The 13,484-nt window shown below is 42.4% G+C and carries 18 protein-coding genes; all 18 read left to right on the plus strand.

Annotation, left to right across the window (positions count from 1 at the left end):
- The first annotated feature begins 49 nt into the window (after nucleotides 1–49).
- The 18 genes from dnm_RS12020 to dnm_RS12100 all read left to right on the plus strand — a co-directional run bounded on the left by dnm_RS12020 (nucleotide 50) and on the right by dnm_RS12100 (nucleotide 13,479).
- A complete protein-coding gene (locus dnm_RS12020) occupies nucleotides 50–757 on the plus strand; it encodes a phosphoribosyltransferase (protein ID WP_207682891.1) in 708 nt (235 codons plus the stop codon).
- 41 nt (nucleotides 758–798) lie between these two features.
- Nucleotides 799–1,290, plus strand: a complete 492-nt coding sequence (locus dnm_RS12025) for an SIS domain-containing protein (protein ID WP_207682892.1) — start codon at nucleotides 799–801, stop codon at nucleotides 1,288–1,290.
- A 157-nt stretch (nucleotides 1,291–1,447) separates the two neighbouring features.
- Complete coding sequence (locus dnm_RS12030) at nucleotides 1,448–1,624, plus strand: hypothetical protein (RefSeq protein ID WP_207682893.1); 177 nt, start codon at nucleotides 1,448–1,450, stop codon at nucleotides 1,622–1,624.
- Entirely contained in the window at nucleotides 1,618–1,923 is a 306-nt protein-coding gene (locus dnm_RS12035) for a type II toxin-antitoxin system RelE/ParE family toxin (protein WP_207682894.1), read from the plus strand. Before dnm_RS12030 ends, dnm_RS12035 begins: the two co-directional genes overlap by 7 nt.
- A gap of 260 nt (nucleotides 1,924–2,183) precedes the next feature.
- On the plus strand, nucleotides 2,184–2,462 hold the full coding sequence (locus tag dnm_RS12040) for a hypothetical protein (RefSeq protein ID WP_207682895.1): 279 nt from the start codon (nucleotides 2,184–2,186) through the stop codon (nucleotides 2,460–2,462).
- A complete protein-coding gene (locus dnm_RS12045; protein WP_207683657.1) occupies nucleotides 2,463–2,783 on the plus strand; it encodes a toxin-antitoxin system TumE family protein in 321 nt (106 codons plus the stop codon). It begins immediately after the preceding gene.
- A gap of 214 nt (nucleotides 2,784–2,997) precedes the next feature.
- Nucleotides 2,998–3,444, plus strand: coding sequence for a hypothetical protein (locus dnm_RS12050; RefSeq protein ID WP_207682896.1), 447 nt, complete (start codon nucleotides 2,998–3,000; stop codon nucleotides 3,442–3,444).
- A gap of 131 nt (nucleotides 3,445–3,575) precedes the next feature.
- A complete protein-coding gene (locus dnm_RS12055; protein WP_207682897.1) occupies nucleotides 3,576–3,746 on the plus strand; it encodes a hypothetical protein in 171 nt (56 codons plus the stop codon).
- 24 nt (nucleotides 3,747–3,770) lie between these two features.
- Nucleotides 3,771–4,079 carry a hypothetical protein gene (locus dnm_RS12060; protein WP_207682898.1) on the plus strand — a complete coding sequence of 103 codons (309 nt, stop codon included), beginning with the start codon at nucleotides 3,771–3,773 and terminating at the stop codon, nucleotides 4,077–4,079.
- Entirely contained in the window at nucleotides 4,067–4,198 is a 132-nt protein-coding gene (locus dnm_RS31260; protein WP_276571879.1) for a hypothetical protein, read from the plus strand. Before dnm_RS12060 ends, dnm_RS31260 begins: the two co-directional genes overlap by 13 nt.
- Before the next feature lie 23 nt (nucleotides 4,199–4,221).
- Nucleotides 4,222–4,413, plus strand: coding sequence for a toxin-antitoxin system TumE family protein (locus tag dnm_RS12065; RefSeq protein ID WP_207682899.1), 192 nt, complete (start codon nucleotides 4,222–4,224; stop codon nucleotides 4,411–4,413).
- Between the two features lie 680 nt (nucleotides 4,414–5,093).
- On the plus strand, nucleotides 5,094–6,263 hold the full coding sequence (pseC, locus tag dnm_RS12070) for a UDP-4-amino-4,6-dideoxy-N-acetyl-beta-L-altrosamine transaminase (protein ID WP_207682900.1): 1,170 nt from the start codon (nucleotides 5,094–5,096) through the stop codon (nucleotides 6,261–6,263).
- Complete coding sequence (locus tag dnm_RS12075) at nucleotides 6,260–7,171, plus strand: aldo/keto reductase (RefSeq protein ID WP_207682901.1); 912 nt, start codon at nucleotides 6,260–6,262, stop codon at nucleotides 7,169–7,171. The genes pseC and dnm_RS12075 overlap by 4 nt, the downstream gene beginning before the upstream one ends.
- Nucleotides 7,168–9,258, plus strand: a complete 2,091-nt coding sequence (locus dnm_RS12080; RefSeq protein ID WP_207682902.1) for an aminotransferase class III-fold pyridoxal phosphate-dependent enzyme — start codon at nucleotides 7,168–7,170, stop codon at nucleotides 9,256–9,258. Before dnm_RS12075 ends, dnm_RS12080 begins: the two co-directional genes overlap by 4 nt.
- Nucleotides 9,255–10,307: a pseudaminic acid synthase gene (pseI, locus tag dnm_RS12085; protein ID WP_207682903.1), complete on the plus strand. Its 1,053-nt coding sequence runs from the start codon at nucleotides 9,255–9,257 to the stop codon at nucleotides 10,305–10,307. The genes dnm_RS12080 and pseI overlap by 4 nt, the downstream gene beginning before the upstream one ends.
- Nucleotides 10,308–10,310: 3 nt before the next feature.
- Nucleotides 10,311–11,396 (plus strand): UDP-2,4-diacetamido-2,4,6-trideoxy-beta-L-altropyranose hydrolase, encoded by a 1,086-nt coding sequence (gene pseG, locus dnm_RS12090; protein ID WP_207682904.1) that lies wholly within the window; start codon nucleotides 10,311–10,313, stop codon nucleotides 11,394–11,396.
- A complete protein-coding gene (gene pseB / locus dnm_RS12095) occupies nucleotides 11,389–12,375 on the plus strand; it encodes a UDP-N-acetylglucosamine 4,6-dehydratase (inverting) (RefSeq protein WP_207682905.1) in 987 nt (328 codons plus the stop codon). Before pseG ends, pseB begins: the two co-directional genes overlap by 8 nt.
- A 36-nt stretch (nucleotides 12,376–12,411) precedes the next feature.
- On the plus strand, nucleotides 12,412–13,479 hold the full coding sequence (locus dnm_RS12100) for a radical SAM/SPASM domain-containing protein (protein WP_207682906.1): 1,068 nt from the start codon (nucleotides 12,412–12,414) through the stop codon (nucleotides 13,477–13,479).
- Nucleotides 13,480–13,484: the final 5 nt, after the last annotated feature.

Below are 13,484 nucleotides of genomic sequence, written 5' to 3' on the forward strand. Positions count from 1 at the left end.
ACATCAGCAGCATTGACAGCGCTAAGGCGGCTCGGATTTCCGGAAGACGTTGGATAAGCCGTTCTGGTTGTTTGATAATGATCTTGCGCTGAAATCCCACTCCGGGTATCGCGAGGCTAAATCCGGAGATGAAAAGGCTGCGGCAAGTCTGGTTTCGGATTTGGCGACAGACTTTATTGTCAGGATTAAGGAAAGACTCCCATCCGACGTGATTTTCGTTGCCCCGCATGCTTATGAGGCCGCTGGCGACAACGCCATACCCCAGGTTTTTGCGGCAGCATGCGCCATGATTGCAAAGGGAGATATCGATACTGACATCGTTCAGGTCACCCGGGTGTTTCATACCGGTGCTGATCCGATGGAACGTATGAGCCTGAGGGCGGAGTTTGAAGGGTCCGTCACGCCGGGTTCCCGTTATGTTTTGGTGGACGATGTTATGAACATGGGAGGCACCCTCGCGGAGCTTGCGAATCATATCCGGGGCGCAGGCGGAGTTGTGCCTGCAATTGTCATCCTGGTCAACGCGGGTCGGAGTAAGCGACTACAGCCCGACCGGAAAATCATACGCGAACTTGAAAGGAGGCACGGAAATGAAATCACAGAAATATTCGGAATCGTCCCGGCCGCTCTCACCGCCAACGAGGCAAACTACCTCATCGGTTTCAGATCGGCTGACGAGATCAGAAATCGAGTCGTTAAGGCGAAGAAAGAAACATATCTCCGATTACGCTCAAAAGGCATTGAAAGACAGAGTTGAGGCCGCCCTTCGGGCGTTGCAGGTTTCCGGGTGAGCAAATAATGAGCTGGACAAACAATATTTTAAATCTTAAAAATTGTCTGACATCCCTGTCAGTGTTTAGCAAATCAGGAGATGAAACGGCTCCTGACTCAGCTTTTATGCAATGGAAAGAGCGGACAGTTTATGTCCGTGAAAGCAGAAAAACGGCTTACCTGATTGGGAACGGGGCCAGTGCTTCAATGGCAAGCCATTTTGCTGCTGATCTTGCAAAAAACGGGTACGTTCGCACACAGGTTTTTACGGATTTGTCCCTGATCACCGCCCTTGGAAATGATATAAATTATGAATCTGTGTTTGCGGAACCGCTCCGTTGGCAGATAACGGAGGGGGATATGCTGGTGGCGATCAGCAGATCCGGGAACTCGTCTAATGTGCTTGCCGGGTGTAAAACGGCCATGTCTCTCGGCGGTTATGTTGTGACACTTCCGGCGATGAAACCGGACAATGCTTTACGGTCTTTGGGGAAATCTGAATTTTTATGTGCCTGCTGAAACTTACGGGGCTGCTGAAACTTGTCATGCCGCTATTGGATGGATCAGATGCTTTGAAAGCGTTAACTGGCCTGACTTTTTCAAAGAGCAGGCAACTGATCAGGCTGACAAATCAGACACCCGTCCATTTCCAGATAAACAGGCAGGGAGGTGACAGATGGTTGTAAGAGAGCAGTTATACAAAATCGCAGATGAGCTGACACCGAACGCTTCGATTGAAGATGTCATAGAGAAACTGTTATTGTTATATAAGATTGAAAAAGGACTGAACCAGGCGGATGACGGAAAGGTGATTCCGCATAACGAGGTTGAACAGAGAGTTGAAGAATGGTGAGAGTCGTATGGACAGATCAGGCTTATGAGGATTTGGAATCAGTATTCAGATATATCAGGCGTGATTCAAAAAGATATGCCAAATTGTTTGTCGAAAAGATTCTCAAATCAGTAAAGCGACTTGAATATATGCCGGAATCCGGCAGAATTGTTCCGGAATCTGATAAAAGACATATCAGAGAGCTGATTGTCGGCAGGTACAGAATAATTTACAGAATAGCGGAAAATCAGGTTGACATTCTGACCATACGACACGGAGCAAGGTTGTTCACATTGTCGGATATTATTGATATTGACTGATTACCGGATTTTCAGAATATTTCAAGGCAAGGGGCTTTGCAAAAGAGCAATCAGACGCTCTTAATTTAGGCCGTCTAAATCAGTTAATTTTCCTTATCCGCTTTCCGGCCTGCCCCGATCTGCCCTCCGACAGGCTCAGGGCACGGCTGACATGCGTTCCCTGAGCCTGCCGAAGGGGGGGGAACAGAGACGGACAAAAAATAATGGCAAAAAGTGGCATTTTCAGACGGCTTACTCTTAATTGAATAAAGGAGGATGTTATGGTAGTTATCGCCAAGCAGAATGTTGTTGACATACTCCTGATGGAAGCTTTCTATGAAATGCATCAGGTGCGGGACAGATTAAATTTTTTTCAGGAAAAATATCAGCAAACCTTTGAGAATTTTTCAGTATTTATGAAAAAAGAGAATGAGAATTTTGAATACTTTGATGATTATATGGAATGGAAGGCATACACTAAATTATTTGACGAAGTTTTGAAAAAGATTGAAGAACTGAAAAATGGAAATTTTCAAATCGCTTTAACTGCTCTCAGATAGATAGTAAAACGCTTTGAAGTTACAGATTACAAAACTTGGAAAGGCGGATTTTATTTCAAGCTCAGGATTATCTTGAATAATAATACGGTATTATTTGTAAAAGCGTATGTGGATGAAAGTGAACGTAATTATTCGTTTCATTGGCAGGATGCAGATGACAGGCTAATCATCCGATGGGATAATGCTCCACATCACAGACACATAAAAACGTATCCCAATCATAAACATATTGAGGGAGAGGTGCGGGAGAGTTTTGAAATAACACTGAATGACGTTCCGACATATATTGAACAACATAATAAATTGAGAATTGAAAATTGAGAACGGAGAATTTTTTGCAGAACAGGGGTTGTAACTCCGTCTGCAATGTTTTGTGTTGTATTTAAAAGGAAAAAGGAGCCGAACTTTATACCAACTGGTCTGTGGCAACGCCCTGGACTCCTGAAATCAGGTACAGACCCGGGGGGGCTGTGTCAGGAGACGAGGCGGAAGAAATGCTTAATGCGGTGCGTGACAAACCTGACGGGGTACTGAGATGGATAATGAGATATTGGTAAAAGGGTTCCGTAAAATTGTCAGAATTCTGAGGCGGGAACAGGGGGAGATAGCGTTGTTCATGCTTAAGAGTGCTGATACTGATATTGCAGATTATTGGAATGTCATTGTCAGTACACCGGACTACGACAGCCTCACAACCAAAAAGGCTCTGAAACATCTGGTCAGCATACTTCGCAGTAATCTCAGCAAGGATGTTTTCAGAAGAATTCTCCGCGTGACTGTTTTAAAAACAGATGACCCTTTTACAAGGGAAATAAATCGGGCATTTAATGTGAAAAATTCTGAAGAATATATTCACTTATCTGTTGTGTCAGGTATTTATATCGAAAATGCCATCATTTTCGAGTCTGTTTCTGTCCCGTCTGCCGGGAAAATCAGACATAAAAAGAAACATTCACAGAATAAGATGGCTGATGTTCGGTAGTCAAAAGGATTATATATTGAAGCCCTCCCGATTTCCCGAATTTGACCGCAATCTTTTGCAAGTGGCTCCCCCTTCTTGATAATCGTAAAAATATGACTTGACTTTGTTCGATGTTTCAGAAACAACATGGAATGTTTCCCATCAGATCACTAATTCGGTCCGTGGCTTCAAAAATAATTGCGGCCAGAAACCATGATTTGGCAGTGGCTCTGATGATGGGAGCGAATATTCTGAGGTCCGGTGACAAGGCAGAGCTTTGGTGCCCTACAAGGGGGCAGATGAAGGATATTCAGAATCTCTGATTTCAGATCGGGAAGGGACAAACTATGCAGGAAGCAACTCTCAGTGAAGTCACTATAAAGGTTCCCGCCAATGTCGCTGACATGATAACGACCGGGGAGATCATTATCTTGCTGACTGACAAGGCGTTGAGCAGGGCGGAATATTACCGAAGCAAATGTTCGGAAATGGAACAGAGACACGGAATCGGATACACAGACTTTAAAAAAAAAGTTGAGGAGGCCGAAAGGGAGGTCTTTTCCGACTGGGATGATCTGCTCGTCTGGGAAGGATATCATCTTGGTTACAAAGAGTGGATGAACAAATATGAGGAACTGAGAAATTGTACAGTATAATATCAGCCCTGAACGGATCGGATATTTTTGTTTCTGCTGATGTGACCGAGCTTATTGACGAGTCATCCGTAAAACTGATCAAAGTCAGGGCATCTCTCAGAGACGGATTACTGCTGTAGATAACGGAGTTGAGCAGACCGGATTGTCAGAATATTCATACCACTGGCAAGATGACGGGGAACTGATCATGCGATGGGATAACAGTCCCCATTGGAGGAATGTCAGAACATTTCCTTACCACAAACATGAAGGAGACAGAGTATTGCCCTCCGCAAGAGTCCGTATCTGTGATGTGATAAAAGTGATGGAAGAAACATTGGAGCGTCAGGTTTGAGACAACATGGACAACCTGCTGTTGTTGCATAAAAAGGAATGAACCGGCAGGCAGATGAAGGAAAGGTCATTTCGTATGAGCAGGGAGGTGTTGTAAAAATGTGTTCCCAGCCTTCCGATGCTTTGCTTATGCTGAATTTTCAGAATATTTCAAGGTAAAGTTTCAAACTTTGATAAGGGTTTCTTATGCCCTCCCAATTTCCCGAATTTGACCGCAGGCTTTTGTAACTGGCTCCTTTCTGTTGGTAATCATAAAAAAGATTTGACTTTATCCGATATTTTAAATAGAAAAGATAGTTCTGATATTAAACAGGTGTTGCGATTCGTGGCTTGAAAAATCATTATGGCTAAGAACCGTAGAATGGCATTTGTTTTAATGATGGGAGCGCATGTTCGTCGGTCCGTGTGCAGTGCTGCCTGATTGTTTAGAGTCTATTTTTTGGTTGAGAGAACCGTCTCTGTTGAAATCAAAGCCATGATCAGACGTGAATGGTGATGATTTTAAATGTCACCAAATTTCCAGTTGCAAAGATGCGTTTCCGAACTGCCGATGCTTTGGAAATGTCGGGAATCTTTATGATATAACAGCTTAAAAATATTAAAAAATAAAGAACTGTCTGAGATTCCGAACTCACTTTGCAGTCAAATATAGAATTGAAAAAAATATAAATTTTGTAAGCAATGAATAAAAGTTACTCGTATGGAAAACAATATATTGAAAAAGATGATATTCAAGCTGTCATAGATGTGCTGAAATCAGACTGGCTCACCCAGGGACCGACAATAGGCAATTTTGAAAAATTGCTTTGCGAGAAACTAGGTTCATCCTATGCCACAGCAGTTGCAAACGGGACTGCTGCGTTACATTTGATGGCTCTTGCGTTAGGTTGGATGAAGGGGGATGTGGTGCTGACCACGCCTATTACATTTTTGGCGACAGCAAATTCTGTTTTATATGCGAAAGCCATACCCGATTTTGTTGACATTGATGGGGTTTCCTATACAGTTGATATTGATAAGCTTGAAGATAAGATTGAATATTATCAGAAAAAAGGGAAAAAAATTAAAGCTGTTGTTGCTGTGGATTATGCAGGCCATCCTTGTGAGTGGAAGCAACTTCGTTTTTTGGCAGATAAATATGAATTCCAATTAATCAATGATGCCTGCCATGCCATTGGCGCAATGTATAAAAATGAACATCATTATATATCAATGTATGCAGATACAGCGATATTAAGCTTTCATCCTGTAAAACATATCACAACAGGTGAGGGCGGTGCGATACTCACAAATAGTAAAGAATTTCAAGAAAAAGTAAAAATCCTGCGGACCCATGGCATGACAAAAGATGAAAATCGTTTGGAAAAAAATGATGGTCCCTGGTATTATGAAATGCATGAGCTTGGATTCAACTATCGCATCACAGATATTCAATGCGCTTTGGGAATAAGTCAATTGAAAAAATTGGAGCGGTTTATTCAGAGACGACAGGAAATTGCTCATTATTATGATAGTGTTTTTGAAGGGGATGAACGATTTATTATTCCGCAATGCGCTGAAGACATTTCTCATGCTTATCATCTTTATCCCTTGCAAATCAGATTTGACAGAATTTCCATAACAAAGAAAGCGTTGTTTGAGCGACTGAGGGGAAAAAATATATATTGTCAGGTTCATTATATCCCCATACATTTACAGCCCTATTATCGAAAAAACTTTGGTTTTCAGCCGGGTGATTTTCCTGTGGCTGAGAAATTTTATGAGCAGGAAATGAGTATTCCGGTTTATCCGCAGTTGGAAACTGAGGATTTGGAGTATATATCTTCTACTATCAAAATGTTGGCTAAATGAATTCATCGTTATACACTCTCGGTACAGCGCAACTGGGAATGCCATATGGCGTGGCAAATAAGCTTGGAAAACCTGATATAAAACAAGCATTCAATCTGTTAGACAAAGCGGTTGCTCTGGGGATCAGAAGTTTTGATACTGCAACAGCTTATGGCAATTCTGAAGAAATTTTAGGAGATTACTTTTATCAGAATCAAGGGATTGAGCATGAAATCATTACCAAAATCAAACCGTTGATTCTTGACTCACAAACGCCAGAGGATGTCGCAATTCAGGAAGTAAATGAGTCTGTGCAGGTTTCACTTGAAAGGCTGAAAATTGAGTCAATACCTGTTTTGTTGTTTCATCGCTATGATAATCTGATATGGGAAAACTGTTGCCTTCTTGATTATCTTAATAAGTTAAGCTATATTAAAAAAATTGGTGTTTCAGTCTATACGCCTGAACAGGCTGTCACGGCAATTGGTCTTGATGGAATATCAGCCATTCAGTTACCGACAAACCTTCTGGACATGAGGTTTATCAAAGCCAGGGTTTTTGATTTGGCCGAAAAAAAGGACATCCGAATATATATCAGGAGCGTTTATTTACAAGGCTTAATTTTGATGAATATCGAGGAAATACCATCTTATCTGAAAGTGGCTGAACCTTTTATCAGGCGATTAAGAGAACTGAGTGATTATTATAATCTTTCACTTCAGGAATTCACGGTTTCATTTCTAAAGGCTATCCCAGGAGATAATCAGATTGTCATCGGGTGTGAGGCTCCTGAACAGGTGACTGAAAACGCTCGGCTTATAAAGTCTGTTTCACAAATGAATCGGGAAATACGGGAAAAGCTATTTGAAAAAATGGGTGATATACCTGATTACGTCATTAATCCGTCTTTATGGAAGGTCAATATATGATTGCTACAATTGTTCAGGCGAGGACAGGTTCGACTCGCCTCCCCAATAAAATTCTGATGCAGGTTGAAGACAAGCCTTTGTTATGGTATGTCATCCATCGTCTGAAAAAAGCAGAGCGTATTCAGGATATTATCATCGCTACAACGACTAATGATGAAGATGATGCGATTCAGGCAGTTTGTGATGAGTGGAATGTCAAATGTTTTCGAGGCAGTGAAGATGATGTGCTGGACAGATATTATCAGGCAGCGAAAAAATTTGGTGCTGAAACGATTGTAAGAATAACGGCAGACTGTCCGCTGATTGATTTCAGGGTTGTGGATGAGGTGGTTCAATTCTTTCAATCCAATGATTATGATTACATCTCCAATGTTTTAGCTCCCCGCTATCCTGATGGAATGGATATAGAGGTTTTCAGATTTTCGGCTCTTGAAAAAGCATGGAAGGAAGCAGAATTAAAGTCGGACCGGGAACATGTAACACCGTATATTTTGAATAATTCTAGTTTCAATGGAAAAAAGCTTTTTACGGCGGATAACTATGGCTTTGATTCTGATTTTTCGCATCTTAGACTGACGGTTGATGAAATAGAAGATTTTGAAGTTATTAAATTTTTGATTAAAAATACAGAACCGGATGCCCCTTGGATGGATTACGTCGCATTGTTGACAAAAAATATGGATGTGATGCTGAAAAATGCAAAGTATGAACGAAATGAGGGGTATCAGAAATCTTTACTTGAGGATAAATATCAAACCCTAAGCGGTGGTGAGGCTCAATCAAAAAGTCTGGCAATGCAGGAACGTGCAAAACAGCGTATTCCAGGTATGACCCAACTGCTTTCCAAACGTCCGGATCAGTTTTCTTTGGGTGTATGGCCCGGGTATTACAAAAAAGCCAGAGGGGTTGAAGTCTGGGATCTGGATGACAAACGATATATTGATATGAGCATTGGCGGTATCGGTGCGAATGTATTGGGATATGCGGATCCGGATGTGGATGCTGCTGTCAGTGCCGCGATTCGGATGGGGTCAAGTTCCTCACTGAATTGTCCTGAAGAAATCGAGTTAGCTGATTTGCTGTGCGAGATTCATCCGTGGGCGGAAAAGGTACGTTATGCCCGCACCGGCGGGGAGTCAATGGCGATTGCGGTGAGAATCGCAAGGGCTTATACTGGCAGGGACAAGGTCGCATTTTGCGGTTATCACGGCTGGCATGACTGGTATCTTGCCGCCAATCTCCAGACAGAAAATGCTCTGGGAGAACATCTTCTCCCGGGGCTTGATCCGAGAGGTGTGCCAAAGGGGTTAAAGGGTACGGCTCTGCCTTTTCGCTACAATCAGTTAGATGAGTTGGAAACAATTGTTGCGAAACATAAGGGAGAGTTGGCAGCGATTGTGATGGAACCTATCCGAAACGACCCGCCGGAACCTGATTTTCTGGAAGGGGTACGCACTTTGGCGAATGAAACCGGGGCAGTGCTTATTGTTGATGAAATTTCAGCGGGATTTCGTATGAATTCCGGCGGCGCACATCTGATGATAGGGCTTGAACCGGATATGGCGGTTTTTTCCAAAGCCATCGGTAATGGCTATCCGATTGGTGCTGTGATCGGGAAGGGTGAGATCATGCAGGCTGCCCAGAGTACATTTATCAGCAGCACCTGTTGGACCGAGCGCATCGGACCGACTGCCGCACTGACAACGATTCGCAAGCATAAGGAAACTGATGCGGGAAAGCATCTGACGGATATCGGAAATCAGATACAGTCAGGGTGGAGAAAATTGGCGAAAGATCATGGTTTGTCCATTCATGTTGGCGGTATTCCGCCGCTCAGTCATTTCTCATTTGACAGCGAAAATGCCCTCGGTATGAAGGCTTTATTTGTTCAACTGATGCTTGAGAAAGGCTTTTTGGCTTCGACTTCTTTTTATGCGATGTATGCCCATCAGGTCGAACATATTAAAAAATATCTTCAGGCAGCGGATGATGTTTTCGCTCAGTTGAAGGATGCAGAAGAACATGGGAAAATTAGGGGATTGTTAAAGGGACAGCCTGCGATTCAAGGATTTAAGAGGCTTATATGAAAGCAATAAAAATCTCTGACCGGATTATCGGGAAGAATCGTCCGCCGTTTATCGTTGCCGAAATGTCCGGTAATCATAATCATTCTTTAGATCGGGCGTTGAAAATCGTCGAAGCCGCAGCAAAAGCAGGATGTCACGGTTTGAAAATTCAGACCTATACAGCGGACACAATGACGCTTGATTGTGATCGGGATGAATTTTGGGTAAATGATGATGACAGTTTGTGGAAAGGATATTCGCTTCACAAACTTTATCAGCAAGCTTATACACCGTGGGAATGGCATGAGCCGATTTTTAACCGCTGTAAAGAACTGGGAATAATTGGCTTTAGCACACCTTTTGACGAAAGTGCGGTTGACTTTTTAGAATCTCTTGAACCGCCAATGTACAAAATCGCTTCGTTTGAAAATATTGATCTGCCATTGATTGAAAAGGCGGCAGCGACTGGCAAACCGATGATTATTTCTACGGGAATGGCCACAGCAGCGGAACTGGATGAAACTGTTCGTACAGCGAGGAAAGCAGGATGTGATGATTTGGTTTTACTCAGATGTACAAGTTCATATCCGAGTACGCCTGAAGAATCGAACCTGTTGACAATTCCGCATTTGGAATCACTTTTTGATGTCTTTGTCGGTTTGTCGGATCACACGCTGGGAATCGGGGTTGCTCTTGCAAGCATAGCATTGGGCGCAACAGTGATAGAGAAGCATTTTACTCTGAATCGGGCGGATGGGGGCGTTGATTCAGCCTTTTCAATGGAACCGCATGAAATGGAGATGTTGGTCTGTGAAAGTATGAAGGCATATCAGTCATTAGGAAAAATTCATTACGGTCCTACGGAGAAAGAAAAGGATAGTCTCCAATATCGTCGTTCCCTTTTCGCGGTTGCCGACATAAAAAAAGGTGAAAAATTTACCAGAGAAAACATTCGCAGAATTCGTCCTGGGCATGGTTTGGTTCCGAAATATTATACAACAATTATTGGCAAAACTGCATCTCAGGATATTAAGCGGGGAACTCCTTTACGTTGGGAATTGATGGGATAACTGGTGCAAAAAGATATATTGATTATTCGGGCTGATGCGACAAAGGCTATCGGTACGGGGCACATCATGCGGTGTCTGGCTTTGGCACAGGCGTGGCAGGGTCATGGCAGAGGAAAGGTGATATTTGTCAGTTATTGTGAGAGTGAAGAACTGAAACAGCGCATTTATGAAGAGGGGTTTGATTTTGTTTCGATTGAATCACCATATCCTGATGAATCCGATTTGAAGCAGATGTTGGAAACTTTACGTTTCGCATCTGAAACGAACCTTTGGGCTGTGCTGGATGGTTATCATTTTGACGCGAGGTATCAGAAGATGATCCGGGAAGCCGGATATAAGCTGATGGTCGTTGACGATTTAAATAACTGTCAGCGTTATCACGCTAATATATTGCTTAACCAGAACTTAAACGCTGAAAATACCCCTTACTGCTGTGACACCGATACATGCCTGCTTTTGGGGCTTCAATATGTCATGTTGCGAAGAGAATTTTTGAGATACCAAAACAAAACGCGGCGAATTCCCGAAAGGGCAACAAAGATTCTGGTGACTCTCGGCGGCGCAGACACTTATAATGCCACGTTGAAAGTTATTCAGTCATTGAAGCAGATTGAACAGGGAAATTTGGAGATTAAAATCGTCGCTGGTCCGGCAAACCCGAGAATCAAAAGTTATGAAGAGGCAATTCCCGGTTTTTCATCTGAGATGAGGCTGTTATCTGCTGTCAACAATATGCCTGAACTTTTGGTTTGGGCGGATGTAGCCATTATTTGCGCCGGAGGAACACTCTGGGAATGCATGTTCATGGGTTGCCCTGTAATCAGTTTTGCTATCAATGAAGTTCAACATACCATTCTTAAATTTTTACATGACAAAAGTGTCGTATTATATATGGGATATGTTAAAACTACAAATAATGAAGCGTTGAGTAAATCAATTGAGAGCGTACTTCTATCTTATGAATTAAGAAGCAAATTTAGTGAAAAGAGCAGAAAGATGATTGATGGAAAAGGGATTTTGAGAGTTATTGACAGTATGACCGGACTGGGAAGAGAGCCGGAAAATCAAAAGGAAGTCGCTTATGTTTAATGATCAGACAATTTTGATTACAGGTGGAACAGGGTTTTTTGGCAGAAGGTGTACCGAAATCATACTTGAGCGGTATAAGCCCCGTAAGCTGATTATTTTCAGCAGGGATGAGTACAAGCAGTTTGAGATGTCGAAAATTATTTCAGAAGAAAAGTATCCGTGTATCCGATATTTTCTTGGTGATGTTCGGGACAGAAACAGACTATACAGGGCATTCGACAGAGTTGATTATATTATTCATGCGGCAGCACTGAAACAAATTCCCATACTGGAATACAATCCGATTGAAGCTGTCAAAACGAACATTGGCGGTGCCGAAAATGTCATAGCCGCTGCTGCTGACAGAGGCGTAAAAAAAGTGATTGCTCTGAGTTCAGACAAAGCGGCAAATCCGATCAACCTGTACGGTGCGACGAAATTGTGTTCTGACAAGTTATTCATTTCAGCCAATCAGTTTGTCGGAGGCAAAGGTACCAGGTTTTCGGTTGTCAGATACGGGAATGTTTTTGGAAGCCGGGGAAGTGTCATACCGTTTTTTATGAAGATCAGGGACAAAGGTGTATTGCCCATTACCGACGAAAGAATGACAAGATTCTGGATCACAATAGAGCAGGGTATTGATCTTGTATTGAAGGGTTTTCAAACTATGGAAGGAGGTGAGGTTTTCGTCCCCCGAATTCCCAGTATGAAAGTTGTTGATCTCGCCAGAGCTATTTGTCCGAATTGCAAATTGGAATTTATCGGCATACGTCCAGGTGAGAAGCTGCATGAAATAATGATACCGGAAGAGTCCGCACGTCGGACACACGAACTTGATACCCACTTTACGATATTCCCTGATTATGTTGATTTCAATGATCCGTCTAAGGGCTATCAGTTTGGAAAACTCGTTCCTGAGAATTTTGAATACAGTTCCAATACCAATAGCGAATGGCTGAGTGTGGATGATATAAAACAGCTCATTGCAGAATTTTATTAAAAATATCTGTTTGAGCATAAAAGAAGTGTAAAATTTATGGAATTTATCAATCTCAATAATTATATTCCGGTCAGGAATCCTCAGATAGCTCCGTTTTCACAACTTAGGAAAATGGAACCCCTTCTGATAGATCAGGAACTGCGAATTGTTGAACAAGTAAAAAACTTGGAATATGCTCATCAATTGGCTAAGTCGGGACACAAAGTGGTCAGGGTCAGGAAAATGACGATTCGGAATCCGCATGAGGACAGGATCGAATTTCCCAGACGGATCATTGCTGAAATGACGAGCAAATGCAATTTCTTTTGCAGAATGTGTCCTCAACAGAATTTATCCCGTCCGAGAATACATATGGAAGTTGACGCTTATAAAGCGTTGTTTGACGAGATTGAAACCTATGGTGTCGAAGGGTGTTGGCTGTATCATCTCGGAGAATCTTTGTTACATCCGCAGTTTAACGAAATCATTGAACACATCAGTACAAAGAAAAACCTTGGAAAAATTTGGCTTAGTACGAACGGTCAATATTTCACAGAGGATAAAATCCGAATAATATTAGCTTCAACCATCGGATATATTAACTTTTCTTTGCACGCGGTAACACCGGAAGTTTACAAAGAAGTGGCTCCCCAGGGGGATTATGAGGTTGTTCGCTCCAATCTTGAGACATTTCTGGAACTGAAGGGAGCGGACATTCCCAAAAAGCCATATCTTCATCTTCAAATGATTGAGCAGGAGCCGACAGCGGGAGAGGTTGATGCCTTTATTCGCATGTATCATGAGCGGTCCGAAATCGTCAGCATCAATATGTTGGAGTATGTTAATTTACCGAATAACAAAGATTACGGTATGCTTCAGAGAGAACGTAAGCCGCTAAGGTCGTGTACCAGAGTAAGCCGGGGAGATTGTTTTATTTTTTCAAACGGTGACGTGACATTGTGCGATGTGGCTTATAACGCCGAAATCTGTCTTGGAAATATATTTGAAAAATCTCTGTACGAAATATGGAACAGTCCTGAAAGGAAGAAGATACTTGAATTGAACCAAGAAGGTCGGATGTATGAAATAGAGTTTTGCAGGTCGTGTACCGACTATGATATTTAGGGGGG

Source organism: Desulfonema magnum (assembly GCF_017377395.1).
GTDB lineage: Bacteria > Desulfobacterota > Desulfobacteria > Desulfobacterales > 4be13 > Desulfonema_C > Desulfonema_C magnum.

Bases quoted from the DNA above. Each gene is read 5' to 3' on its own strand.
- dnm_RS12025 (WP_207682892.1), top strand. From the start codon at position 799: ATGAGCTGGACAAACAATATTTTAAATCTTAAAAATTGTCTGACATCC.
- dnm_RS12030 (WP_207682893.1), top strand. From the start codon at position 1,448: ATGGTTGTAAGAGAGCAGTTATACAAAATCGCAGATGAGCTGACACCG.
- dnm_RS12035 (WP_207682894.1), top strand. From the start codon at position 1,618: ATGGTGAGAGTCGTATGGACAGATCAGGCTTATGAGGATTTGGAATCA.
- dnm_RS12040 (WP_207682895.1), top strand. From the start codon at position 2,184: ATGGTAGTTATCGCCAAGCAGAATGTTGTTGACATACTCCTGATGGAA.
- dnm_RS12050 (WP_207682896.1), top strand. From the start codon at position 2,998: ATGGATAATGAGATATTGGTAAAAGGGTTCCGTAAAATTGTCAGAATT.
- dnm_RS12055 (WP_207682897.1), top strand. From the start codon at position 3,576: ATGTTTCCCATCAGATCACTAATTCGGTCCGTGGCTTCAAAAATAATT.
- dnm_RS12060 (WP_207682898.1), top strand. From the start codon at position 3,771: ATGCAGGAAGCAACTCTCAGTGAAGTCACTATAAAGGTTCCCGCCAAT.
- pseC (WP_207682900.1), top strand. From the start codon at position 5,094: ATGAATAAAAGTTACTCGTATGGAAAACAATATATTGAAAAAGATGAT.
- dnm_RS12075 (WP_207682901.1), top strand. From the start codon at position 6,260: ATGAATTCATCGTTATACACTCTCGGTACAGCGCAACTGGGAATGCCA.
- dnm_RS12080 (WP_207682902.1), top strand. From the start codon at position 7,168: ATGATTGCTACAATTGTTCAGGCGAGGACAGGTTCGACTCGCCTCCCC.
- pseI (WP_207682903.1), top strand. From the start codon at position 9,255: ATGAAAGCAATAAAAATCTCTGACCGGATTATCGGGAAGAATCGTCCG.
- pseB (WP_207682905.1), top strand. From the start codon at position 11,389: ATGTTTAATGATCAGACAATTTTGATTACAGGTGGAACAGGGTTTTTT.
- dnm_RS12100 (WP_207682906.1), top strand. From the start codon at position 12,412: ATGGAATTTATCAATCTCAATAATTATATTCCGGTCAGGAATCCTCAG.